Below are 23,064 nucleotides of genomic sequence, written 5' to 3'. Positions count from 1 at the left end.
ACCCTTAGCATGAACAATATTCATTGATCTCTGAAATAATACCATTATTTTTCATTCCGCCAGGTGGATATTCTGCACTTTCTTCAAAATCACAGAATCAAGCAGAGGACACACCATGGTAACCACCCACAATCTCGGCTTCCCACGAATCGGGGCCCGCCGTGAGCTGAAGTTTGCCCAGGAAGCCTTCTGGAAAGGCCGGATAAGCGAGGAAGATCTGCAGATTAGCGGTGCCGATCTCCGGCGCAGGCATTGGCAGAACCAACGCCCACTGGACCGGGTGCCCGTCGGAGACTTCTCCTTTTACGATCAGATACTGGATATGAGTGTCACCCTGGGCAACCTGCCCGAGCGGGTGAACGACACCAAAGGCAGCGAACTCGACCGTTATTTCCGGGTAGCCCGGGGGCGTTCCGGGCAGGAATCAGCCTGCTGCGGTGTTCAGGCAGGGGAAATGACCAAATGGTTCGACACCAACTATCACTACATCGTGCCCGAGTTCCACCAGAACACCCGCTTTCGACTCAATGGCAACCGACTAATCGATCAGATCGACGAGGCGCGAGCCCAAGGAGTTACACCAAAGCCGGTGATTATCGGCCCCGTCACCTATCTCTGGCTTGGCAAAGCCAAAGACGACAGCGACCGACTGTTGCTGCTGGAGTCGTTACTGCCCGTGTACTCAGAGCTTCTGGAACTGTTAGCAGACCGTGGCGTTGAGTGGGTTCAGGTAGACGAACCCGCGCTTGTGACCGACCTGGACGCGGACTGGCGCCACGCCTTCAGCCTCGCTTATCACCACCTCAAGACCAGCACGCCGAAGTTGTTGGTAACCACTTACTTCGGTGAATTGCGTGAAAATCTGCAGCTGGCCTGCGAATTACCCGTGGCCGGATTGCACCTCGATGCCATCAGTGCCCCACAGGAAGTCCCCCGTGTGGTCGACTGGCTACCGCCCCACAAGCAACTTTCTTTGGGCGTCATCAATGGCCGGAATATCTGGCGATCGGATCTGGAGAAGACCCTCGACTGGCTCGAACCGGTCTATGAAAAGTTGGGGAATCGTCTCTGGCTCGCGCCATCCTGCTCACTGATTCATGTGCCTGTTGATCTAACGAGTGAAGACAAGCTGGACCCGGAAATCCGCAGCTGGCTGGCATTCGCCGTCCAGAAACTGGATGAACTGAAGACTCTCGCCACAGCGTTGAATAATGGAAGAGCGGCCGTTCGCAAACAACTGGCGGAATCGACGGTAGCCGTCAACAGTCGGGCAAAATCCGAACGGGTTCATAGTGCTTCTGTGCAGGCCCGTCTCGCCGACGTCAGCCCGGCACTCGGTCAGCGGCAAAGCCGTTTCCCGGACCGCATCGCCATACAGCAACGGAAGCTTGGCCTACCCCGCTTCCCGACAACCACCATCGGGTCCTTTCCCCAAACACGGGATATCCGCCAGACCCGCTTGCAGTTCCGAAAGGGAGAGCTAACGGAGCCGCAATACAACGCCCGGATTCGCGAAGAGGTTCGTCGCTGCATTGTCGAGCAGGAGGCCCTGGGGCTCGATGTGCTTGTTCACGGCGAAGCCGAACGAAACGACATGGTCGAATATTTCGGCGAACAACTGGACGGCTATACCTTCAGTCAGTTCGGGTGGGTTCAATCCTACGGCTCCCGATGCGTGAAACCACCCATCCTGTTCGGAGACATATCGCGCCCGAAAGCCATGACCGTCGAATGGATCCGCTATGCCCAGTCGCTCACGAAAAAGCCTCTGAAGGGCATGCTGACCGGACCTGTCACCATCCTCAACTGGTCGTTCGTGCGGGACGACCAGCCACGGCGAGAGACCTGCCTTCAACTGGCACTGGCCATCCGGGAGGAGGTGCTTGATCTGGAGGCCTCGGGCGCCCGAATTATCCAGATCGATGAAGCCGCCCTTCGGGAGGGCTTGCCGCTGCGGCAAGCCGATTGGAAGAACTATCTGGACTGGGCCATCGAGTCATTCCGGATATCTGCCAACGGCGTTCGAGACGAAACCCAGATCCACACCCACATGTGCTATTCGGAGTTCAACGACATTATCGAAGCCATCGCCCGGATGGACGCTGATGTGATTACCATCGAGACCTCCCGGTCGGACATGGAGCTTCTCGATGCCTTCCGTGGCTTCCATTACCCGAACGACATCGGGCCCGGTGTCTATGACATACACTCACCGAATATTCCCGACAGCGAGCAGATTCGATCATTGATGATAAAGGCGGCAGAGCGGATACCGGCAGAGCGGCTATGGGTGAACCCGGACTGTGGCCTGAAGACCCGTCAGTGGGAGGAGGTCCGCCCTGCCCTGAAAAGCATGGTCGCCGCCGCTCGGGAACTCAGGGAAACTATTCAGTAACCGGAACTGTTCTGATCCAGCTCGAACTGGAAATCTTCGGCCCGGCGGACTTCCGTTGCGAAGTCGCCGGAATCGTGGAATTCGAGCCAGCGGTAACCGGGCGGTAAATCCTCAACCGAAAACTTGCTGGAACCGGAAGTAAACTGGATGCAGGTGGACGGCGTGGCCAACAGCTGCACGCCGTTGCGCTCGCGCTCGTGCTCCTGATGGATATGCCCCCACAACACGATCCTGACCTGAGGAAATCGATCTAGCACCTGCCAGAACGCATCGCGATTGGTGAGGCCAATTTTCTCCATCCAGTCGGAGCCGATATCCACCGGATGATGATGGAGTGCAATCACTGCCGGTATGTCCGGATGTTGCTCAAGCGTCTCCGAGAGGAACGCCAGTTCGGATTCAGCCAGAGCGCCGAAAACCTTGCCGGGTACAGAAGAATCCAGCATCACAAACTGCCAGCCACCCTGAATCACGTGACGATCAGATGCGTTGTACTCGCGAGAAACCTGGAGCAGGTTATCGATATGATCGTGATTACCAGCGATCCAGACTGAGGGACAGGAGAAAGACTTCAGGCTCTCACCAAAGACTCGGTAAGCTTCCACCGACCCGTCTTGAGCGAGATCCCCGGTAGCCAGAATCAGATCCGGCTGACCGTGCACTTTCAATACCTCTGCAATAACCGCCTGCAGGCTTTCCCGGGTTCTAACGCCCAACAGATCTCCGTCGGCACGCGCCATCAGGTGCGGATCAGTCAGCTGCAGTACCCGCAGTGGCCGGTTTTTTTCCTTCGTGGTCATGGCGTTCTGGATTTACTCGCTGGCAATACGTGGTCTGATCACAAGTGTACGACGCCGATTCACAGATTTATCACTTCCGAATCGAACCCGGGTCACATTCTGGCAAGGCTTAGACGATATATTGCAATTTTTGACAACTATGGCACATCGGTGCGCCATAGCCACACCACTTTAGTACAGGATAAGCGTATATAGGACCTCGTCAGTCGACGCCTTCGCCGGCAGACCAGGCTGCATGTTCCATGGGCAGGTGACCAAACCTGAGACAGTAATCCAGCCAATCGGCGAGGAAGCCGTTGACCTGAACCTTTTCATCCGGATGGTGCATGAAGCGATTTGGGTAATCGTTGACGGGCGCAATCTGGCGATCACGGTAGCAGCTGATCACTTCCGCCATGCTGGCGTCGTGGTAGACCCGTACGGTCATTTGCGGGTTGTTTAACCAACGACCGGAATTATGGACCTGCTCAAGCAACAGGGTTTCGGTGAACTTTGCTGTCTGGAGCACCTGAATCCGGACTCGTCCCAGGTAGTGATTCTCCCGATGCAGCTCGAACTCGCACACGGGCTTGCCGTCCACTTCCAGCTGCCTCAGCTTACGGAGCCGCTGATAGTTTCCGTCACACAGGGCACCGAGCTGCCTGAGATCCGGAACATACCGCCTGGGTTTCATGGTCCACTCGCCCATCACTGCCACCCTTTCCTCAAACGGGCCCGATTCAGCTCGAGCCACTGCAGGGCTATAATGGCTGCCGCGTTGTTGATGCGACCATCGTGGATCATCGCTATGGCGTCGTCGGATGACACCACATGGGCACGGATATCCTCATGCTCATGTTCCATACCATACAGACCACCGGCATCTGCGGTGCTGACACGCCCGCAGTAAAGGTGAATCATTTCCGTGCTGCCGCCGGGTGACACCAGGTAATCGCAGATTTTTTCCAGCGGCGCAAAGGTAAGTCCGGCCTCTTCCTGGCCCTCGCGTTGAGCGACTTCTTCAGGGCTCTCGCCGTCTTCGTTCATACCAGCTACCAGCTCCAGCAGCCACGGCGACTGATCACGGCCCAGGGCACCAAGACGGAACTGCTCAAGAAGGACTACCTCGTCCCGTTCCGGGTCGTAGGGAAGTACACAGGTGGCATCGCCACGAATGAAGAGTTCTCGGGTAAACACCGGCATGTCCCGGCCGTCAAAACGCGGATGGGTCAACCAGAGCTTATCCATGCGGAAGAAGCCCTGGAAGACGGTTTCACGTTTTTCGACGTTGACGTCGTCGGCGTTGAACTGGAACAGTTTGGCCATTTTTTGTCCGGTCGTTGAATCGACTTGGAACGATAGCCTTTAGTTGGGTATTACTTCAAGTTCAAACCTTGTCGTAAAGCTTACTCCCGGACTCCACGAACTCGCGAGATTTCTCCTGCATACCGGCATCCACTGCCGACACCTCGTCCAGGCCATGCTCCTTCGCATAATCCCGAACTTCCTGGGAAATCTGCATGGAGCAGAACTTCGGTCCGCACATGGAACAGAAATGCGCCACCTTGGCGGATTCCTTTGGCAGAGTCTCATCGTGGTAGGCGCGAGCCGTATCCGGGTCCAGACCGAGGTTGAACTGGTCTTCCCAACGGAATTCGAAACGGGCCTTGGAGAGCGCATTATCGCGAATCTGGGCACCCGGGTGCCCCTTCGCCAGGTCCGCGGCGTGGGCGGCAATCTTGTAAGTGATGATGCCGGTTTTCACATCGTCCTTGTTGGGCAGCCCCAGGTGTTCCTTGGGTGTGACGTAGCAAAGCATGGCGCAGCCATACCAGCCGATCATGGCGGCACCAATACCGGACGTGATGTGATCGTAGCCCGGCGCAATATCGGTAATCAGCGGGCCCAGGGTGTAGAACGGCGCTTCGTCGCAACATTCGAGCTGCTTGTCCATATTCTCTTTCACCAGATGCATGGGCACATGGCCGGGGCCTTCAATCATGCACTGCACATCGTGTTTCCAGGCAATCTTGGTAAGTTCACCGAGGGTTTCCAGTTCGCCGAACTGCGCTGCGTCGTTGGCATCGGCAATGGAACCGGGGCGCAGGCCGTCGCCAAGACTGAAGGACACATCGTAGGCCTTCATGATTTCGCAGATATCCTCGAAGTGCTCGTACAGGAAACTTTCCTTATGATGCGCCAGGCACCATTTGGCCATGATGGAACCGCCACGGGAGACGATGCCGGTGGTGCGCTTCGCCGTCATGGGCACATGATGCAGGCGAACGCCCGCGTGGATGGTGAAGTAATCCACGCCCTGCTCGGCCTGCTCAACCAGCGTATCCCGGAAAATTTCCCAGGTCAGGTCCTCGGCCACACCGCCGACTTTTTCCAGTGCCTGGTATATCGGCACAGTGCCGATGGGAACCGGGGAGTTTCGGATGATCCACTCCCTGGTTTCGTGGATATTCTTGCCGGTGGACAGGTCCATGATGGTGTCGGCACCCCAGCGGATGCCCCAGGTCAGCTTCTCCACTTCCTCTTCGATGGAAGAGCTGACGGCCGAGTTGCCGATATTGCCGTTGATCTTTACCAGAAAATTTCGACCGATGATCATCGGCTCGATTTCCGGGTGGTTGATATTTGCGGGGATAATCGCACGTCCTCGGGCAACCTCGTCGCGAACAAACTCCGGTGTGATTTCAGCTGGCAGGTTGGCGCCGAAGGACTGACCCGGGTGCTGATCGTCAAGGAGCCCCTGCTCACGAGCTTCCTGCAGCTTCATGTTCTCCCGGATGGCGATGTATTCCATTTCAGGAGTGACAATGCCCTGGCGGGCGTAATGCATCTGGGAGACGTTCTGGCCAGGTTTGGCGCGCAAGGGTTTGCGCTCGTTCATAAAGCGCAGCGGGTCGAGCTGCGGATCTTTCATGCGACGGCGGGTGAACTCTGAGGAGTAACCGGGAAGTTGCTCCACATCGCCACGCTCTGCAATCCACTGGGCCCTTAAAGGCTTGAGTCCTTTGCGAAGGTCAATGGTCGCTTCCGGATCGGTGTAGGGTCCGGACGTATCATACACCACCACCGGCGGATTCTTTTCACCGCCCATCTCCGTCGGTGTGTCCTGCACGGTGATTTCCCGCATGGGCACACGCAGATCGGGTCGGCTACCCTGAACGTAGATTTTACGTGAACTTGGCAGGGGTTTGATCGCGGCGGAATCCACCTGGGCGGAATCGCTGAGGTAATCAGGCAAGTTGGTCATCATTCGCTCCCGGAACAATTGTTGGATTTCGGGTCGCGTATGACGGAGCTTTCGACACGGATTCCCTCTGGGGGGAACACTGGTCAGGCAGCACTGTGGTCTTAAATCCCTACGCCGGTATTATCCGGATCAGGTCGCGGGTTCTGCGATGCAATCTCAGCCGGTCACCTCCCATGATTCGGAAAGCAGACCAGCACCCCGTCAAGACGCGAATCTGTAATGCGTGACACCCAGAATGGGTGCCATTTGCAAGTGTAGAGCTGCGGGCAATTATTGTCCATAATGGCCAACCAGACCCGTCTGCCCATGAAAACGGGGATCACGCGTGCCCGCGAATCCGACACGCACCCCGTTTACCCGGCAAAGATGCGTAACCGTATTCAGGAGACATAATGAAGAAGCGATTGCTTTCAGGACTTATTGGCCTCATGGCGGCCCAGCCCGCCCTTTCCATGGATCTGGTCGAGACCTATGAGAAAGCACTGTCCTACGACTCCGGCATTGCCGCCGCGCGAGCAAGTTTTGAAGCTCAACAGGCGGCCAGCGATGTCAGCCAGAGCGCATTATTGCCGCAAATTGGTGCCTTTGGTGAGGGCAACTACATTGATGTTGACGGGCCGAGCCAGGACAACAGCTATCAGGAACTGAATTACGGTGTCCAGTTAACCCAGCCACTGTTCCGGGCTGACGCCTGGTTTCGCTATGACGCCAGCAAGTTCCAGACCGAATCGGCCCGGGCCGAATACAACCTCGCCCAGCAGCAACTGATCCTGGATGTTGCAACCGCGTACTTCAACGTTCTGCGGGCCCGGGACACAGTCACCACCGCCCGGGCAACCGAGGCCGCTATCCAGCGCCAGTATGAGCAGGCTCAGGAACGGTTTGACGTGGGCCTGATTGCCATAACCGAGGTCTATGAGGCGCGTGCCAGCTACGACGACAGCAAGAGCCAGCGTATTGCCGCCGAAAACCAGCTGAACGTGGCCCGTGAACAACTGGCGCGACTGACCGGCGAATACGCCGAAGAACTGGACAATTTGCGCCAGAATTTCCCCCTGGGCCGCCCCGATCCGATGGATCCATCTGCCTGGGAAGCAACCGCCCTGGAGCAGAACTGGTCAATCCAGTCTGCTCTGTTTGAGCTCAACGCCAACGAGGCCGGACTTCGTGAAGCCAAGGCCGGCCACTATCCGACACTGGATCTCAACGCCTCCTACGGCAAAACAGACCTGAACGGCATTGACGGCGCCAACGCACCGATCACAAGCCAGCAAGACGGCACCACGACTCGAGGAACCATCGGGCTTACCCTGAATGTACCCCTCTACTCTGGCGGTGGCACTCAAGCAGGCGTCCGCCAGCAGCGCTCACTGGTAACCGTTGCCGAGCAGTCGCTGAACACCGTTCGCCGGGATGTTCGTGTAAACACGAGAAGTCTGTTTCTGACCGTCAACAATAACGTTGAAACCGCATCCGCACTGGAGCAGACCATTGTCTCCCGCCGCAGCGCACTCGACGCGACCCGTGCAGGATATGAGGTGGGAACCCGGAACATTGTGGAAGTGCTGGATGCCGAGAGAGCCTATTACGTTGCCCTGCGGGATTACGCCAACGCCCGCTACGACTACGTGATCAACTCCCTTCAGCTTAAACAGGCCGCCGGCACCCTGAGCCCCCAGGACCTTATCGAGCTGAACAACTGGCTGAGCGCGGCTGCCCCGGGAATTGAGGCACTGGCCAACGAAGAAGAGACCCTGGACGACCCGACCCGGTAACAGCGAGGGCGGGTCTGCGGGCTCGCCCTGTTTTTTCGGGAGACGGGTCAGACCCGTTCGATAATGCCGTCAACCACCTTGTCGAGTGCGCCGCGGTTCTTGTTAACAACTGCCAGCGCTCGCTGACCAATTGCTTGCCGTTCCGTATCGTCACTAAAGAGAGACGACACGTGCGCGGCCAGATCATCTGAATCGGCAACCAGCTTAACGCCCCGATCGTCCAGCAGGCGTTGGTAAATGGTTTCAAAATTGAAGATGTGCGGGCCTGAAAACACCGGAATACCCCATCCGGCGGGTTCCAGGGGATTATGGCCACCGCGCTCAATCAGCGAGCCGCCAACGAACGCCAGGTCGCTGGCACCGTAGAGCATCATCAGCTCACCCATGGTATCTCCCAGATATACCTGGGCCTTGACCGGGTCTTCTCCACGAGACCGACGGGCCAGTGCCAGCCCTTCCTTCAGCGCCCTTTCCGCCACCGGATCAAAGCGGTCGGGGTGTCGCGGAACCAGAATCAACAACGCCTTGGGGTGGTCTGCCAGAACCCTGCCATGGGCGGTCAGCAACTCATCATTCTCACTGCCATGAGTGCTGCCGGCAATCCAGACCGGCCGACCCGCAAGCTTCTGTCGAAGCGCCGCGGCCGCCGCTCTCACATTCTCCGGAATATCCACATCAAATTTGACGCTTCCCGTAACGGCCACTTTCGCCGGGGCAACTCCGATCCGGCGAAACCTCTCGGCGTCTTTTTCGGCCTGGGCAGCCACCCAGCTGATGCTGCGCATGATAGGCGCAGCCAGGCCGCGGACGCGCTCGTAACCGCGAGCGGAACGCTCTGACAGCCGGGCATTGATCAAAAATACGGGAACGCGGCGGGCCCGGCACTGGCGAATCATGTTCGGCCAGATTTCGGTCTCCATGATAACCAGAATCCGGGGATTGGCGCGGTCGAGGAAGCGACGAATCGAACCTGGCGTATCGTAAGGAGCGTAGGCGTACTGGACTTGATCACCGAACATCTTGCGCGCTTGAGACAGGCCGGTGTCTGTCATGGCCGTCATCAGGATAGTAATGCCCGGGTTGCGGGCCAGCAGACGCCGCACCATTGGCGCAGCCGCTATGGTTTCACCTACCGAGACAGCATGAACCCAGACGACCGTACCGCTTGCCCGCGGCACGATGCCCAGGCGCTGGTACCAGTTGCGCCTCAGCTCCGGAGCTCGGCGCCCGTGCCACCAGAGACGCAGGAGGATGAACGGCAGGAACAGCCTAATAAGCTGGGAATAGATAAATTGCAGCACACAGGACTCCGGGCAAAACAGTGCGCTATCATAGCGCAAAACCTATTGATTTGCTTCCGATTGATCGCCAGTGCCACGGTGCCAGCATCAATCGACCAAGACATCGCAGGACCTGCATTACGTGAAAAAGAAATATCGCAAATTACCGCGAAACACAGACTACTCGGCGTACCGCCACCCGCGCTGGTGGCCTACCTGGCTGGGCATTTTCCTGATGTGGTGTGTGTCCCGGCTGCCGATACGCGTTCAGTGGTGGCTGGGAAAAATGGCAGGCCTGCTGGCCTTTCGCCTTGCCCGAAGTCGTCGGCACATCGCGGAAGTGAACATCAGGTTGTGCTTCCCGGAGCTCACCAGTGCTCAGCAATCGGCTCTGGTTCGGAAAGCCTTCATTGCCAATGGGATTGGCTTGCTGGAGCTTGGTATTGCCTGGTTTCGTAACCCGGCCAAACTGACGGGCATCACGAGAGTCCATGGCCTTGAGCATTTTGAGGATGCCCTGGCCGGTGGCAGAGGCGTCTTATTGCTGGGGGGGCATTACAGCACCCTGGATCTGGGCGGGAGCCTGGTAACCGAGTTCATTGAAGCCGATGTCATGCAACGGGATCATAACAACCCGTTGATGAACGCAGTCATGACAAGGGCCAGGGAGCGCCGCTATGGCACCGTGCTCGGCGCCAGAGACCTGCGAGGCCTGTTCCGCAGCCTGAAGAAAAACCGGGCAGTCTGGTACGCCACGGACCAGGATTACGGTCGCAAGGATATTGTCTTTGCTCCGTTTTTCGGAATACCGGCGGGCACCATTACCGCCACCTCCCGGATTGCAGAACGCAGTGGCTGCAAGGTGGTTCCGTTCAGCCATTTCCGGCGTGACGATGGGCCGGGTTACGACATTTACTTCCACCCGGTCCTCGAGAATTTTCCCAGCGGCGATGATCTTCAGGATGCAACACTGATCAACCAGACTATCGAGCGAGAGGTTCGGCGAGCGCCGGATCAGTATCTCTGGATGCATCGACGATTCAAGACCCGCCCGGACGAGAATGACCCCGGCTTCTACAAACGCCGGTAACGCAGAACCCTGGCAATACGGAGGCCGGCAATGCATGCCGGAACACCATGGCCAAACCAGAGCCCAGAACGCAGGATGCATCCACACCGGTGGTGTGGCTTCTGACAGACAGCAAGCCTGGCCACAGGAACCAACTGAAGGGGCTCGGTAACCGCCTTCGCGTCCTGACCGGCGCAAGCACCTACTGGGTCGACGCCTCCACCATGAAAATTCCGCTGTGGCGAGCACTGCTGGGCGCACCGCCACGAATGGAGGCGTCACTGCCTCGCCCTGATCTGGTCATTGCGGCCGGGTCTGGCACGCACCGGTTGCTGCTTGCCCTGCGCAAGATTCGTGGAGCCCGAACGCTTGTCATCATGAAGCCCGCGTTCCCGCTGTCTCTGGTCAGCGGCGCGCTGATCCCGGCCCATGATCGTGTACAGGCCAGCCAGCGAGTGCTGTTGACGGAAGGGGTTCTGAATACCATTACACCCCTGGCCAGAATCACTGAAAAACGGGAGGCGCTGTTGCTCATCGGCGGGCCTTCCCCGCACTACGACTGGGACGATGATGTCGTCCTGGGCCAGGTATCGCATCTGATCGGCCATTACCCCGACTGGCGCTGGACCATCAGCACCTCCAGGCGAACACCTGAACCCCTTCAGGAACGCCTCGAAGAGATGGCCGGGCTGAGAATTACCGTCGTCCACCCCGGGCAGACCCACGAAGACTGGCTAAGCCACCAACTCTCGGCCTCAAGAGCCGTCTGGGTGACGCCGGACAGCATGTCCATGGTCTGTGAGGCCGCAACCTCCGGGGTGCCAACCGGCCTGTTCGAACTGCCGGCCAGAACCGGCAGCCGGGTCGTGGATGGTGTGGAACGGCTGGTCCGGGACGGCTATGTTGCCAAGTGGACAGACCATGCCAGCGTCATGGCTGGCAGAACCGACCATGAAAAGACTCTCTGGGAGGCCAATCGTGCGGCCCGCTGGGTGCTGGAGCGAGGACTCCTGCCAAAGAGCGAGAAAACCAATCAACGCCTGCACAAGGGGACTAAACCTTGAGAATTCTTCAGGCACTTCCGGCGCTATACAGTGGCGGCGTGGAAAGGGGGACCGTAGAGTTCGCTGCGGACCTCGTTCAACGCGGCCACGAATCCTTTGTCGTCTCCAAGGGCGGCCCCATGGCGGAACAACTGCGGGGACAGGGTTCGAGGCATATTTTCATGCCGATTCACCGGAAGAATCCAGCGTCCTTCGGGCAAATCCTGCCGATGCGAAAACTGCTTCTTGAGCTGAAGCCGGACATCGTTCATGTCCGCTCACGCATGCCCGCCTGGATTATCTTCCTGGCCCTGAAAAGCATCCCGAAACGGGAACGCCCGGCGGTTGTGTCCACCTTCCACGGCATGTATTCCGTGACTCCCTACAGCGCCATCATGACTCGCGCCGATCATATCATTGCCGTGTCGCAGTGTGTGCGGGATTACGTGATGAGCAACTACCAGGTACCCGAAGAGAAGCTGACCGTCATCCAGCGGGGCGTGGATGTGGATGCCTTTCATCAGCGGGAGCTTCCACAGCAATGGCTGGACCGCTGGTTCCGTCAGTATCCACAGCTTGCCGGCAAGAAAATCATTATGATGCCGGGGCGGATTTCCCGCTGGAAAGGCCAGTTGGATTTCCTGGCCATGATGGCGAAACTGGTGCGGGAGCGGCCCGATTGCCACGGTATTATTGTGGGTGGTGCGGAGCCCGGCAAAGAGCATTTCCTGGATGAACTGGAGAAGGAGCGGTCTCGCCTGGACCTGACCGAAAAGGTCAGCTTCCTGGGCCAGCGCAATGACATGACCAACCTGTACCTGCTCTCCGACGTGGTCTGTCACATGAGCACCAAACCCGAGCCCTTTGGCCGGACAGTGACCGAAGCCCTGGCTTCGGGAACACCGGTCGTGGCCTATAATCGTGGCGGGGCGGCGGAAACACTGCAGGCGTGCTTCCGGGAAGGCCTGGTGGCGCCGGATAACGTTGAGGAGTTCGCACAGGCCGTTTCCCGGATGTTGGATGCCGGGCCTCCGGCCATTGAGATCCCTTATCGGTTCCGCCTGGAGGCACAAACAGAAGCGAGCCTGGCCGTTTACGAGACGGTGCTACAAAATGCCGCAGGCCGATCATGACCTCACCGCCCCGATTAACGATCGCCCTGCTGATTGCCACGCCCGGCACAACCTGGGGCGGCATGGAAAAACATACCGCTGATCTGGCAGGTGCACTGGCAGACCGCGGTCATATCGTCCATGTGATCGGCCATAAAACCTACCGGGACAGGTTCCCTGCAGGCGTCCAGTTTCATCCACTGCCAGTTCAACTCGGGCGACGGAATCTCTGGCTCCAACTGGCCCTCCGCCGGCGACTTCGAGAAATAGCACCTGATATTCTGCACGCCCAGGGCAACAAGGCTGCGCAGCTCGCGGCGAAAACCGGAAGCCTTGCCCGAGTGCGAATCGGTACGGTGCACGGCACCAAGTCCAGCCATAAGGCCTTTGATCGCCTCGACGAGATCATTGCCGTAAGCCCCAGGATTCTGGCTACTCTGCGACACCACCGGAAACACCTCATCTACAACGGCGTGGAGTCCGGGAGCGAACGAACAACAACAGACGACGGCCCGGAGCTACCGTCAGTAGTCACCAATGTAATCGCCGTCGGACGACTCGAATCCGTCAAGGGCTTTGATGCGCTGATCAGGGCCTGGGCCATGCTCGGCGATTCGGCACATCGCTGCCATCTGACCATTTTTGGCGAGGGCAGCCAGCGATCACGGCTTGAGCACTTGATTCGCCAGTTGAAACTGGAAACCTCGGTAACCCTCGCAGGGTTCCGGGAGAATCTGGCGCCCATCTACGACAGGGCCGAATTGACGGTGATCAGCTCCGAACGGGAAGGTTTTCCCTATGTACTGGCGGAGTCCCTTCTCAGTGGTTGCCCCGTGGTCTCCACTCCGGTGTCCGGACCGCGGGATATTCTTCCAGCAACGTCTCTCAGTGCAGGCCACCGGGATCAGGACCTCGCCGAACTGATAGCGCGAGCGCTCGCTGATCTGGAGACACTGAAACAGAGTGAGCAGCCCGCCATGGCATTTGCCCGTAAAACTCTCACGATCAACGCCATGGCGGAGCAAACGGAAGCGCTATACCTGAGGGCAATGGGCGAGCAACGAGGCACCTGATTTCCGCTGTATTCGGCAGAGAGCTACCGTGTATTTTCCCTCTCAAATTCGGATAGCATCTGCATCTCCCGAGCCTTGGCCAGGCGCATGAAGTTCCTGTTGGCTGCGGTAATGGCAACGCTCAGACCAAACCAACCGTTCAGGATCTGGCGGTGCAGCAGGTAATATTTCAGGAACTTCAGGGGAAACTCGGCAAACAGGCGGGGGCTGGAAATTCGCCGTCCCTTTGCGGCGATAAAGCGGGCCTGCTCCGTCGACAACTGGCAGTACTTGCGCTCCATCTGCTCCAGAGAAATCAGCGTGCGGTGCAACACATCGCCCTTTAAATCCACAACCCGGCCAGCCTTCACCTGCGGCCGGTCATTGTTGCTGTCTTTTTCGGGCTCAATCACTGCCTTGTTACGATTGTAGAGCCTGAGGATCTTCTTCGATTTATCATGGCGGAACGGATGCCGGGGATCCGGCTGGGACAGCACCCAGCGCATCCGGAATCCCGCAATGGCCGGGTCAATCGGCTTTGAAAACAGGTCCTGGATGTTGGCCACAAGCTCGTCCGACAGCACCTCATCCGCATCCAGGTCAAGCACCCAGTCATTACGACAAAGGCTTGCTGCAAAGGCTTTCTGGCAGGCAAACCCCTGCCAGTCGTTATGAACAAAACGGGCACCCGCCGCTTCAACAATGTCACGGGTTCGGTCAATACTTCCGGAATCGACTACGATAATCTCATCAACCCAGCCGGAAACCTTTGCAAGGGATTCCGGCAATCGCAGTTCTTCGTCCTGGGTGATGTAATAAACGGATAACGGTAGCTTCATCAAAATTCCTGGTATCGGGCAATCAGTTTACGGACTGGTCAAAACAATATCATGGTTGCCTTATGATAAGATGGCGCGCCTGATTTTGATGTTTTTCTTGGCATTCTTTAACTCAAGCCCGGAGTGTACAGATGATTCACCCCGTCATTATGGCTGGCGGTACCGGCTCACGCCTTTGGCCGATGTCGCGCCAGCTGAATCCGAAGCAGTTCCTGAAACTGACCAACGGCCCCCTGTCGATGTTGCAGGCCACCGTTGCGCGGCTTGAGGGCATGGACGCAGCAAACCCTCTTCTGATCTGCAACGAGGAACACCGGTTCCTGGCTGCGGAACAAATGCGGCAATCCGGCCACGAGGATACGCGGATCATTCTGGAGCCCTGCGGCCGGAATACGGCGCCGGCGATTGCCTTGGCAGCGCTGCAGCTGACCGAGGCTGCAGAAAACGGTGCCGATGATCCCCTGATGTTGGTGCTGGCAGCCGACCACCTGATCAAGGACGTCACCGCCTTTCAGGAAGGGGTGAAGAAAGCCATTCCGCTGGCGCGGGAAGGGAAGCTGGTCACCTTCGGCATTGTCCCGAACCATCCTGAAACTGGCTACGGCTACATTCATCGTGGCACCGAGCTGGGCCCTGACAGCTACCTGGTGGACAAGTTTGTCGAAAAGCCGGACCAGGCGACCGCCAATGGTTACCTCGATTCCGGAGAGTACCTCTGGAACAGCGGAATGTTCCTGTTTGGTGCCCGTCAGTACCTCGAGGAGCTGGAAGCCCATCGCCCTGATATCCTGGCCGCGTGCCGTGCCGCCATCGCAGACACCGCCGATGACCTGCACTTCACGCGAATCAACGCCGAGCGCTTCGCCGAATGCCCGTCAGACTCGGTGGACTACGCCGTCATGGAGAAGACCGACAAGGCCGCCGTGGTTTCCCTCGATGCCGGCTGGAGCGATATTGGCTCCTGGTCCGCGCTATGGGAAGTCAGTGACAAGGACGCGGACGGCAACAGCCTGACCGGCGACGTGATTACCCATAACACCGCCAACACGCTGATCCGTGCCGATAGCCGGCTGGTGGCCACCGTTGGTGTGGACAACCTGGTGGTTATCGAAACCAAGGATGCCCTGCTGGTCGCCCATAAAGACAGTGTTCAGGACGTCAAAACCGTGGTGGAACGGATCAAAACCGATGGCCGCCACGAGCACATGAACCATCGGGAAGTCTACCGGCCCTGGGGCGTCTACGATTCCATCGACAACGGTGCCCGCTATCAGGTCAAACGCATCACTGTGAAACCCGGCGCCAAGCTCTCCGTGCAGATGCATCACCATCGCGCCGAGCACTGGATCGTGGTAAGCGGCACGGCCCGGGTCACCAACGGCGAGAAAACCTACCTGGTCACCGAGAACCAGTCCACCTACATTCCGGTTGGTCAGGTGCACTCGTTGGAGAATCCGGGCGTCATCGATCTGGAATTGATCGAAGTTCAGTCCGGCTCTTACCTGGGTGAAGACGACATTGTTCGTTACGAGGATCGGTACGGCAGGAAATGAGCAAGCTCAAGTATTTCATCATCGCCGGGCTGCTCAGGATTGCCGGCTGGCTATCCCTTGCCGGTGCCCAGAGGGTAGGTCGTTTCGTCGGTTATCTGGTATGGCGATTGCCCACCAAGTCTCGCCAGGTAACCGACATTAACCTGTCCATTTGCCTCCCCGAACTTTCAGACACCGAACGCGCGGTTATGTCAAAGAGATCCCTGGCCCAGACCGGCATGACCATGCTCGAGGTGCCCTTGATGTGGGAGTGGCCGGTGGAGAAATGCCTTGGCCTGATCCGGGAAACCGAAGGCCTGGATCTTATCGACGAGGCCATGGCCGGCGACAAAGGCCTGATTCTCCTGGCGCCGCACCTCGGTAACTGGGAGCTCGCCGGGTTGTTCTTTTCCTCACGCTACAAAATGGCAGCGCTCTACAGTCCGCCGAATATGCCCGAGTTCGAGGACTACATGATCAAGGTACGCGGGCGACTTGGCTCGGAGCTGGTCCGGGGCGACCGCCGCGGCCTGGCCCGGCTCGCCTCGATTCTTCGGGAAGGCGGCGTTGCCGGAATCCTGCCGGACCAGTCACCCCGAGGCAAGGGCAACGCCTTTGCGCCTTTCTTCGGCATGGAAGTGAAAACCATGACTCTCGTATCCAAGCTGATTCAGCGCACCGGTGCCAACGTGCTGATTACTTATGCCGAGCGCCTGCCCGACGCTTCCGGGTTCCGGATCGTTGTACGTGAGACCGGCCCGGGCCTCGGTGACAAGGATCCTGTTGCCGCGACCAGTGCCATGAATCACGCGATTGAGCAATGCGTGCGAGAGATCCCCGAGCAGTATCAATGGGAATACAAGCGTATGCGCCATCGGCCGCCCGGCGAAATCAACCCCTATAATCCGGACCGAGTATGTTGAACCCCAGACTCGCCTTTCATGCGCTGCTGATCATCGGGCTCGGCGGCGCACTCCTGTCCTCAAGCATCCTGGCCGGCGCGACTCTCTTGCTTGCGATTGCCGGGATGGTGCTCAGTGCCCGCAAATCTTTGTATAAAGACGGCTGGGACAAACCCAAAGAGCTCAGGCTGCTTCACTTTTCCTTCTGGTTCTTCGTGCTGGTGAGTTTTCTGTCCTGGGCCCTTGAAGGGTTTGATTACGAGGGTGGAAAAACCCTTGGCACGCACGCCCGGTTCATCCTGTTCTGGCCCCTGATTGTTGCCATCAGCTATGCACGGATTGGCGCCCGCACGACTTTCGCCGCCATCGGACTGGTGGCAGTGTCTGTCATCGGGATTTTTCTGGTGACCATTGCTGCCCGCCAGGGCGCGCTTGGTCAGGTCTTGAATTCCCGTTTTGGCGGTGGAATCAACCCTATCAGTTTTGGCAATCTCGCCCTCCTGGGGGGCATGTTGACGATCGTCGCTGCCATGTTTTTTGTCCGGGAAACACGGGGGGGCCTGGTGGTACTGTTTTTTATCGGTGGAACGGCGGCCGTTCTCATTTCCATGTTGTCGGAAACCCGCAGCAATCTGGTAGCTCTACCCTTCCTTCTGATTGCGCTGGTACCACTAGTCGGTAAAAGACTTCGAATTGCCGGGTTGATTGTTGTGCCAATGCTCGTCGCCGGCGCGATTATCACCAGCGACCGCATGTCCAGCTCGCTCAATGGACTGCTACATGATGGCCAACTGGACTCCGGCATGGAAATTCGCCTGGAGGTCTGGGGGCAGGCGCTGAACATGCTCAGAGAAAGCCCCTGGTCGGGCGCTGGCCTTGGTGGCTATACCCACCGCATAGAATCGGAAGTTGCCGCGGGCAATCTGCCAGAGCATTTCCTGGACTGTTGCACGGGGCATGCGCATAACGATCTGCTGAACAATGCCGCAACCAGCGGTATTCCCGGCATTCTCAGCTGGGCCCTGCTTATTTTCATTCCGCTGGCCATCTTTGGCAGAAACCTGTCCAGCCGCCACGCAGCCACCGCGCACCTTGCGGCGGCTGGCTGCATGGTATCCCTTGGATACTTTTTCTTTGGCCTGACCGAAGCCACCTTCAATCGGACTTTGTTCCTCACCTTCTACCTGCTGGCTGTTAGCTCCATCGCCTCGGCCATGTTTACAGAGTTGAGTGCGTCCTATGTTCGAAACAGGGCCCGCAAGGTGTCTGCCACTATCATCACGAAAAACGAAGAAGACCACATCACCGACTGCTTGAAGTCCGCAAGGCTGGTTGCCGACGAAATTATCGTTCTGGATAGCGGCAGTACTGACAGAACGGTGGAACTGGCCAGAGAGCTTGCAGATGTTGTCGAAGTCACAGACTGGCCTGGCTTTGGCATCCAGAAACAGCGAGCTCTCGAGAAAGCGACAGGAGAGTGGGTGCTGTCACTGGATGCCGATGAGCGTGTCACACCCGAGCTGGCAAGGGAGATCAACGATCACCTGGCAGATCCTGACGCGGACGCGTACAAGCTTCCCTGGGCCGTAACGATTTACGGCAGCCGCCTGGATTTCGGGCGCAGCGGCCGAGCCCCCCTCCGGCTGTTCCGTCGCGAGGGAGTAAGCTTTTCGGACGCCCTCGTACACGAGCGGATACTGATTCCGTCCGGACGCAAGATCAAAACCCTAAGGGGCCGCCTGACACACTATACACACAGGGATTTCGGCCACTCGCTGGAAAAAAGCGCCAAGTACGCCTGGCTTGGCTCACTGGAGAAACATCGCAAAGGCAAGAAGACCCGCACCATGATCTACCCCACCCTGCGGGGCCTGATGACATTCGTGCAGGTGTACTTTATTCGGTTCGGGTTTCTGGACGGTGCTGTGGGCTATCTTACCGCTGTGACGTACGCACAGGTAACGTTCAACAAATATGCAGGGTTATGGACTCTGGACCGGCCGGCCCGCTTCGAAAAGTCGTGACCCCCGAAGGAGCGTCGTTTCCACGCCGACGCTCCCGAACATACGCCTTATTTCGTCATAGTAAGGGAGCCGGGCGCCCAGAGCGGCATCATCGATCTGGAACACCCGGATTTCCGGGAATATCTTTTTCAGGGTAAACAGAGCGGTTGAAGCAAAGCTGTAGAAAGCGAGATAGATTTCCCCGGACAGAGCCACTTCGACCTCGATCGGACGACCGGCCTGCCGTATCTCGAGCGGAAATTCTGCCAGCAAAGCCTCCAACTCTCCCCTGCTTTCCTTTCGGTGCATGAAGTACACCACACGACTATCAGGATGACGCTCCACCACGTGCTGGATTTGCAGTTTCAATTGCTGAAGCCGATCTTCACCACCAAAGGGTTGGCCAAGGAACCCGACCATGGGCGTCTGGCTATTGTCACAGGGCGTTTTTTTGAAAGTTTTACGAAACACCGGGAAATCGTGAACACGCACCTGGACAAGCTCGGAGTTCGGTAACGGAAAGAAGGTGAAGAATGCGATCACCTCCGGAACAACACGATGGATCCTGATCCCCATGGTTCGCAAAAGTCGCTTCTTGGCCGGTGAAATCCGGGAGGCGATGCCCTCGTCGTGAATTGCATGGTAATAGGTTACTGTTGCCAGGCCGTCATCCACGAAAATCAGCTGTTCGCTGTCGAATCCCCGATAAAACACTTCGTGAATCCAGCTGGATTTGTTTCCGATAAACAACCTCTCAATAGTTCGCTTTGAGAGACTCCTGGCAACTGACCTCAGACGAAGGTAAAAGGAACTCTTTTTAAGATAGATGGTTTCGATGCCCTGCCAGCCCAACGCCTCGGCCAGGAAAGCCATTTGTCCCTCGGTCTCGCGATTATCAGGTCTAGCAATGATGAGCAGTGTTTTTTCGGAGCTGCAGCCATAGTGGTAACGAGCCTCGGAGCAACTGATCAGTTGCAGGGGCGTACTCGCAACAAAGACATTGATTGGGCTTGCGGCGCTGATCAAATCGTTCGTTTCCTGGTCGGGATCTTTGCTTGGTCTATCCTGAGCTTTCAGGTGCCATGCGTGCAAGTTCCTTCCGCAACCGGCGCCGGACTTTCAGTTTGCGTAACAGGTTTATCGGCTTTGGCTTGAGTTGGCTACGCTTGTTGATCAGGAAGTCCTCGACCGCATCAAGAACCCGCTTGCTGGAACGACCATCCCGGAAACTGTGCAACTGGTCGCAAAGAGCTCGCGTTTCTTTCATCAGCGGATCGGGATACTGCACCGCCTCTTCGAGAGCTTTCTCAACGTTCGTCACTTCCTGGACATCGATCAGATAGGGCCCCGGCATTTTGGTTCTGAACGTGACCACCGGGCGATCCAGGAACATGAACTCGAACATGATGGACGAGGTATCGCAGAGCATCACATCCGCCTCAGGAAGCAGGGGCAGCAAATCCTCATCGCTTTCGACAAAGCGAAGGTTCTCGCCGCTCAGATTGCGATACTGATCCACAACCGCCGGATCCATCTTCGGATGAAGCGTTACAATGAACTTCCAGCGACCACTTCTGGAGAGCTCGCCGATCTTCTCCACCAGATCCGGAGCTGACGTAACGGACCGGCTGAACGTTGAAGCGTAAAAAACAACCGGCAACTCATTTTCCAGGCGGTTTCGCTTCCCGATTTCATTCCGCGACAGCAATGGATCGAGCTTTGGCCAGCCTGTGTGAGCAACCCCGAAATGCTGGTACCGCTCGGCCAGTTCACGGAACTTTTCCGTGTCTTTAAGGGCATGCGTACAGTAAAGATCAAACCATCCCCGAATTCGGTAATGGTCACTTTCATCTTCGCTGCTATGGCCCCTTTTGTTGCGCGCCATGCCATGGAATACCTCAACCTTGATTCCGGGAAAAAAGTAAGGCACCCAATCACCGGGAACGAAGGTCGCATCCGCGTTGTAGTCCATGACCTCTTTTACGGAAACGAGACGGCGCTCATCGGCCTGAAGTGGAGCTGTTGAGCACCCGGCGACGAACCAGGCAGCCTCATCGCCCCGGCGCCGTATCTCTTCCTGCAGCGGTCGCAGTATTGAATAGGAATAGGGTTGGTTTACAAAAAACAGGTACCGGCGCATTCAAGCCCTGCCCGTCAGCGATTTGTATAGCTCACCCGTCTCAGTGACGGTCTGTGAGGTGTGAAAATGCCGGGCTATCCGTTGCCTCGCAGCCTGCCCAAGAGAGGCCGCCAATTCACGATCTCGGTAAAGCCGCTCAATAGCCGCTGAAAGCCCGGGAGCATTTTTCGGTTCAACCACAATACCGCTGACGCCATCTTCCACCAGCTCCGGCATACCGCCAACACTGGTCACTACCGGCGTCACTCCGTAGACCATCGCCTCGATGACGGCACGGGGCAGTCCTTCCCTTTCCTTCGAGGGAAGCACAAACACATCACTGGCCGCCGCTATGGCCGGCGCATCGTTGCGGTAACCTGTAAAGTGAATCCGCTCGGGGTGAGAAGTGGCAGCGGCCTGCGCCTGAATCTCTTCGTTATCAAGAACGTCTCCCACCAGCAGCAAATGTATATCTACATCCTCAGGCAGCTTATCGATCGCTTCAATCAGGTCATCGAAGCCTTTTCTCGGGGTATTTCTCCCGGTGCAGCACACCACGAAGGCATCTTCCGGAACACCAAACTGTGTCAGGTCGGCCTTGGGCGATTGATACCAGTCCAGGTCGTGCCCTTTGTAGATTCTCTGAAGCTTCCGTTCAGGAATGTGCATCCACAGAAACCGGAGGCTGGCCAGGTAATCCTTGATGGCATCAGCGACACAGACAATCTTGCTGACGCGAGGATGCAGGAAGGTAATCCAGGATTCCGGATTGAGAAAACTGATGTTTCCGATCACACCACGATAAGCGACGATCTTGATATCCGTGCCCCGGGAAGCCCGTAATCCGCAGGCCAGGGCCCGGGGATTATAGGCATGAATGACCTCGTAGTTTTTCTTGGCCAGTTGTTGGCGGATGGACTCGGTGCCCTCTTTGTCAAAGCGGTTCTTCAAGGCCATGGGACAGGCAACCATGCCCTCGTCGACAAGACGCTGATAGTTCCGGCCCTTGGGGTTACACATGACGTCGACGTCGAACCCGGCCTTTCTGAGCCCGATAAAGAGTTCAGTCTCCGGACGATCACAGGCATCCGTAAGACAAAGTATCGACGGAAGCGATCCGCCCTGTTGTGGATTGGTCAAGTGGCCATTCCCCTGTTGTATCCGTTCATGAAATAACTCCAGGCTTTTGCCCGTGCGTCTTCTCCGGCCACCTTTACCAGCGACCGCGAGAAGCGATCAAGATTGGCCTCTTTCCAGCGCGCCGGGGCACTGCCAGTCATCAACCTGCTCTTGTCGAAATCAATCAGAAAGTACTCGTTGCCCCGGACCAGTACATTGAAGCAGTTCAGGTCCGCATGCATGACGCCGGCGTCGTGAAATCGACGAATGGTTTCTCCAATGGACGTCCACGCCCCATTGTCCAGCTCCGAGATAAGGTCAGCCAGGGGCGTGGTGTTCTCCAACCGTTCAATGATGATGGCGGCCCGATACTGAATTGGCGACAGTTTCCGATACCAGGCCGCAACAGGACAGGGTACGGGAAGCCCCTGACTAACCAATTTGTTGAGCAACCGGAACTCTGCAAAAGACCGCACATGCTCCTCGCCGGTGAAGGCGTAGGCGTATCGCGCAAATTTCGCCATCAACCCGCCCCGGCGATATTCTCGAAGCACCAATCTGTCCTCGCCGGCCTGCAAAAACCAGGCGCCGCCGCGGCCCCCGCTGCTTACCGGGCGGGCTTGATTGCCCCAAGAGGCGGAATTGAACCAGTCCTCGGTAACCCTGCCCTCGTAATCCGGGTGAATCAGCATTGCCGAAGCCCTTTCCCGGATACAGATTTCAGACTCCACCATGCTGGGTCCCCGGTCACCGAAATTGAAAGAAGGCACGTACTACCCA

Annotated in this window: 19 protein-coding genes and 1 riboswitch; of the genes, 9 read left to right on the top strand and 10 right to left on the bottom strand. The window is 57.5% G+C overall.

All coding sequences use genetic code 11. The annotated features are described in order from the left end of the window. The first annotated feature begins 115 nt into the window (after nucleotides 1-115). Complete coding sequence (metE, locus tag HP15_RS02290) at nucleotides 116-2,395, top strand: 5-methyltetrahydropteroyltriglutamate--homocysteine S-methyltransferase (RefSeq protein WP_014576014.1); 2,280 nt, start codon at nucleotides 116-118, stop codon at nucleotides 2,393-2,395. Here metE and cpdA read toward each other — a convergent pair. The 4 genes from cpdA to thiC form a co-directional block, all read right to left on the bottom strand. Continuing rightward, entirely contained in the window at nucleotides 2,389-3,195 is an 807-nt protein-coding gene (gene cpdA / locus HP15_RS02285; protein ID WP_014576013.1) for a 3',5'-cyclic-AMP phosphodiesterase, read from the bottom strand. The two genes, metE and cpdA, sit on opposite strands and share 7 nt — an antisense overlap. A 202-nt stretch (nucleotides 3,196-3,397) precedes the next feature. Continuing rightward, complete coding sequence (locus tag HP15_RS02280; protein WP_008170830.1) at nucleotides 3,398-3,883, bottom strand: DUF1249 domain-containing protein; 486 nt, start codon at nucleotides 3,881-3,883, stop codon at nucleotides 3,398-3,400. Beyond that, the gene (locus HP15_RS02275; RefSeq protein ID WP_014576012.1) at nucleotides 3,883-4,500 is read right to left on the bottom strand and encodes an NUDIX domain-containing protein; all 618 of its coding nucleotides are present in this window, start codon (nucleotides 4,498-4,500) and stop codon (nucleotides 3,883-3,885) included. The genes HP15_RS02280 and HP15_RS02275 overlap by 1 nt, the downstream gene beginning before the upstream one ends. A gap of 61 nt (nucleotides 4,501-4,561) precedes the next feature. Next, complete coding sequence (thiC, locus tag HP15_RS02270) at nucleotides 4,562-6,439, bottom strand: phosphomethylpyrimidine synthase ThiC (protein ID WP_041644939.1); 1,878 nt, start codon at nucleotides 6,437-6,439, stop codon at nucleotides 4,562-4,564. An 88-nt stretch (nucleotides 6,440-6,527) separates the two neighbouring features. After that, nucleotides 6,528-6,650: riboswitch (TPP riboswitch) on the bottom strand. Between the two features lie 181 nt (nucleotides 6,651-6,831). On the opposite strand from thiC, the gene HP15_RS02265 reads away from it, so the two are divergent. Further along, the gene (locus HP15_RS02265; protein WP_014576009.1) at nucleotides 6,832-8,214 is read left to right on the top strand and encodes a TolC family outer membrane protein; all 1,383 of its coding nucleotides are present in this window, start codon (nucleotides 6,832-6,834) and stop codon (nucleotides 8,212-8,214) included. A 47-nt stretch (nucleotides 8,215-8,261) separates the two neighbouring features. On the opposite strand, the gene waaA is transcribed toward HP15_RS02265, so the two are convergent. After that, nucleotides 8,262-9,515: a lipid IV(A) 3-deoxy-D-manno-octulosonic acid transferase gene (waaA, locus tag HP15_RS02260; protein ID WP_041644938.1), complete on the bottom strand. Its 1,254-nt coding sequence runs from the start codon at nucleotides 9,513-9,515 to the stop codon at nucleotides 8,262-8,264. 121 nt (nucleotides 9,516-9,636) lie between these two features. Here waaA and lpxL point away from each other — a divergent pair, with 121 nt between their 5' ends. The 4 genes from lpxL to HP15_RS02240 are packed head-to-tail and all read left to right on the top strand — an operon-like array spanning nucleotide 9,637 to nucleotide 13,791. Next, nucleotides 9,637-10,584, top strand: a complete 948-nt coding sequence (gene lpxL / locus HP15_RS02255) for an LpxL/LpxP family Kdo(2)-lipid IV(A) lauroyl/palmitoleoyl acyltransferase (RefSeq protein WP_014576007.1) — start codon at nucleotides 9,637-9,639, stop codon at nucleotides 10,582-10,584. A gap of 47 nt (nucleotides 10,585-10,631) precedes the next feature. Then, nucleotides 10,632-11,627, top strand: a complete 996-nt coding sequence (locus tag HP15_RS02250) for a mitochondrial fission ELM1 family protein (RefSeq protein ID WP_014576006.1) — start codon at nucleotides 10,632-10,634, stop codon at nucleotides 11,625-11,627. Then, complete coding sequence (locus tag HP15_RS02245; protein ID WP_014576005.1) at nucleotides 11,624-12,739, top strand: glycosyltransferase family 4 protein; 1,116 nt, start codon at nucleotides 11,624-11,626, stop codon at nucleotides 12,737-12,739. The genes HP15_RS02250 and HP15_RS02245 overlap by 4 nt, the downstream gene beginning before the upstream one ends. Beyond that, a complete protein-coding gene (locus HP15_RS02240; protein WP_014576004.1) occupies nucleotides 12,736-13,791 on the top strand; it encodes a glycosyltransferase in 1,056 nt (351 codons plus the stop codon). The genes HP15_RS02245 and HP15_RS02240 overlap by 4 nt, the downstream gene beginning before the upstream one ends. Before the next feature lie 23 nt (nucleotides 13,792-13,814). On the opposite strand, the gene HP15_RS02235 is transcribed toward HP15_RS02240, so the two are convergent. Then, nucleotides 13,815-14,609, bottom strand: a complete 795-nt coding sequence (locus HP15_RS02235) for a glycosyltransferase family 2 protein (protein WP_008170849.1) — start codon at nucleotides 14,607-14,609, stop codon at nucleotides 13,815-13,817. Nucleotides 14,610-14,740: 131 nt separating this feature from the next. On the opposite strand from HP15_RS02235, the gene HP15_RS02230 reads away from it, so the two are divergent. Genes HP15_RS02230 through HP15_RS02220 form a run of 3 tightly spaced genes read left to right on the top strand, consistent with a single transcriptional unit; the run spans nucleotide 14,741 to nucleotide 19,067 of the window. Further along, nucleotides 14,741-16,162 carry a mannose-1-phosphate guanylyltransferase/mannose-6-phosphate isomerase gene (locus HP15_RS02230; RefSeq protein ID WP_014576003.1) on the top strand — a complete coding sequence of 474 codons (1,422 nt, stop codon included), beginning with the start codon at nucleotides 14,741-14,743 and terminating at the stop codon, nucleotides 16,160-16,162. Then, nucleotides 16,159-17,064: a lysophospholipid acyltransferase family protein gene (locus HP15_RS02225; protein WP_014576002.1), complete on the top strand. Its 906-nt coding sequence runs from the start codon at nucleotides 16,159-16,161 to the stop codon at nucleotides 17,062-17,064. Before HP15_RS02230 ends, HP15_RS02225 begins: the two co-directional genes overlap by 4 nt. Then, complete coding sequence (locus tag HP15_RS02220) at nucleotides 17,058-19,067, top strand: glycosyltransferase (RefSeq protein WP_014576001.1); 2,010 nt, start codon at nucleotides 17,058-17,060, stop codon at nucleotides 19,065-19,067. The genes HP15_RS02225 and HP15_RS02220 overlap by 7 nt, the downstream gene beginning before the upstream one ends. Here the strand turns inward: HP15_RS02220 and HP15_RS02215 are convergent. Genes HP15_RS02215 through HP15_RS02200 form a run of 4 tightly spaced genes read right to left on the bottom strand, consistent with a single transcriptional unit; the run spans nucleotide 19,026 to nucleotide 23,018 of the window. Further along, a complete protein-coding gene (locus tag HP15_RS02215; protein ID WP_041644937.1) occupies nucleotides 19,026-20,072 on the bottom strand; it encodes a polysialyltransferase family glycosyltransferase in 1,047 nt (348 codons plus the stop codon). The two genes, HP15_RS02220 and HP15_RS02215, sit on opposite strands and share 42 nt — an antisense overlap. A gap of 34 nt (nucleotides 20,073-20,106) precedes the next feature. Further along, nucleotides 20,107-21,186 carry a CDP-glycerol--glycerophosphate glycerophosphotransferase gene (locus tag HP15_RS02210; protein ID WP_014576000.1) on the bottom strand — a complete coding sequence of 360 codons (1,080 nt, stop codon included), beginning with the start codon at nucleotides 21,184-21,186 and terminating at the stop codon, nucleotides 20,107-20,109. Next, on the bottom strand, nucleotides 21,187-22,305 hold the full coding sequence (locus HP15_RS02205) for a glycosyltransferase family 4 protein (RefSeq protein WP_014575999.1): 1,119 nt from the start codon (nucleotides 22,303-22,305) through the stop codon (nucleotides 21,187-21,189). Continuing rightward, nucleotides 22,302-23,018 carry a 3-deoxy-D-manno-octulosonic acid kinase gene (locus tag HP15_RS02200; protein ID WP_041644936.1) on the bottom strand — a complete coding sequence of 239 codons (717 nt, stop codon included), beginning with the start codon at nucleotides 23,016-23,018 and terminating at the stop codon, nucleotides 22,302-22,304. The genes HP15_RS02205 and HP15_RS02200 overlap by 4 nt, the downstream gene beginning before the upstream one ends. Nucleotides 23,019-23,064: the final 46 nt, after the last annotated feature.

Source organism: Marinobacter adhaerens HP15, assembly GCF_000166295.1.
Lineage (GTDB): Bacteria > Pseudomonadota > Gammaproteobacteria > Pseudomonadales > Oleiphilaceae > Marinobacter > Marinobacter adhaerens.
Note: the sequence above shows the minus strand (reverse complement) of the source record. Positions and strands in the feature narration are given on the sequence as shown.

Coding starts and splice junctions, on each gene's coding strand:
- HP15_RS02280 (WP_008170830.1), bottom strand. CDS start 3,883: ATGGGCGAGTGGACCATGAAACCCAGGCGGTATGTTCCGGATCTCAGG.
- HP15_RS02275 (WP_014576012.1), bottom strand. CDS start 4,500: ATGGCCAAACTGTTCCAGTTCAACGCCGACGACGTCAACGTCGAAAAA.
- HP15_RS02235 (WP_008170849.1), bottom strand. CDS start 14,609: ATGAAGCTACCGTTATCCGTTTATTACATCACCCAGGACGAAGAACTG.
- HP15_RS02240 (WP_014576004.1), top strand. CDS start 12,736: ATGACCTCACCGCCCCGATTAACGATCGCCCTGCTGATTGCCACGCCC.
- HP15_RS02230 (WP_014576003.1), top strand. CDS start 14,741: ATGATTCACCCCGTCATTATGGCTGGCGGTACCGGCTCACGCCTTTGG.
- HP15_RS02225 (WP_014576002.1), top strand. CDS start 16,159: ATGAGCAAGCTCAAGTATTTCATCATCGCCGGGCTGCTCAGGATTGCC.
- HP15_RS02200 (WP_041644936.1), bottom strand. CDS start 23,018: ATGGTGGAGTCTGAAATCTGTATCCGGGAAAGGGCTTCGGCAATGCTG.
- HP15_RS02265 (WP_014576009.1), top strand. CDS start 6,832: ATGAAGAAGCGATTGCTTTCAGGACTTATTGGCCTCATGGCGGCCCAG.
- cpdA (WP_014576013.1), bottom strand. CDS start 3,195: ATGACCACGAAGGAAAAAAACCGGCCACTGCGGGTACTGCAGCTGACT.
- HP15_RS02210 (WP_014576000.1), bottom strand. CDS start 21,186: ATGCGCCGGTACCTGTTTTTTGTAAACCAACCCTATTCCTATTCAATA.
- thiC (WP_041644939.1), bottom strand. CDS start 6,439: ATGACCAACTTGCCTGATTACCTCAGCGATTCCGCCCAGGTGGATTCC.
- metE (WP_014576014.1), top strand. CDS start 116: ATGGTAACCACCCACAATCTCGGCTTCCCACGAATCGGGGCCCGCCGT.
- HP15_RS02220 (WP_014576001.1), top strand. CDS start 17,058: ATGTTGAACCCCAGACTCGCCTTTCATGCGCTGCTGATCATCGGGCTC.
- HP15_RS02250 (WP_014576006.1), top strand. CDS start 10,632: ATGGCCAAACCAGAGCCCAGAACGCAGGATGCATCCACACCGGTGGTG.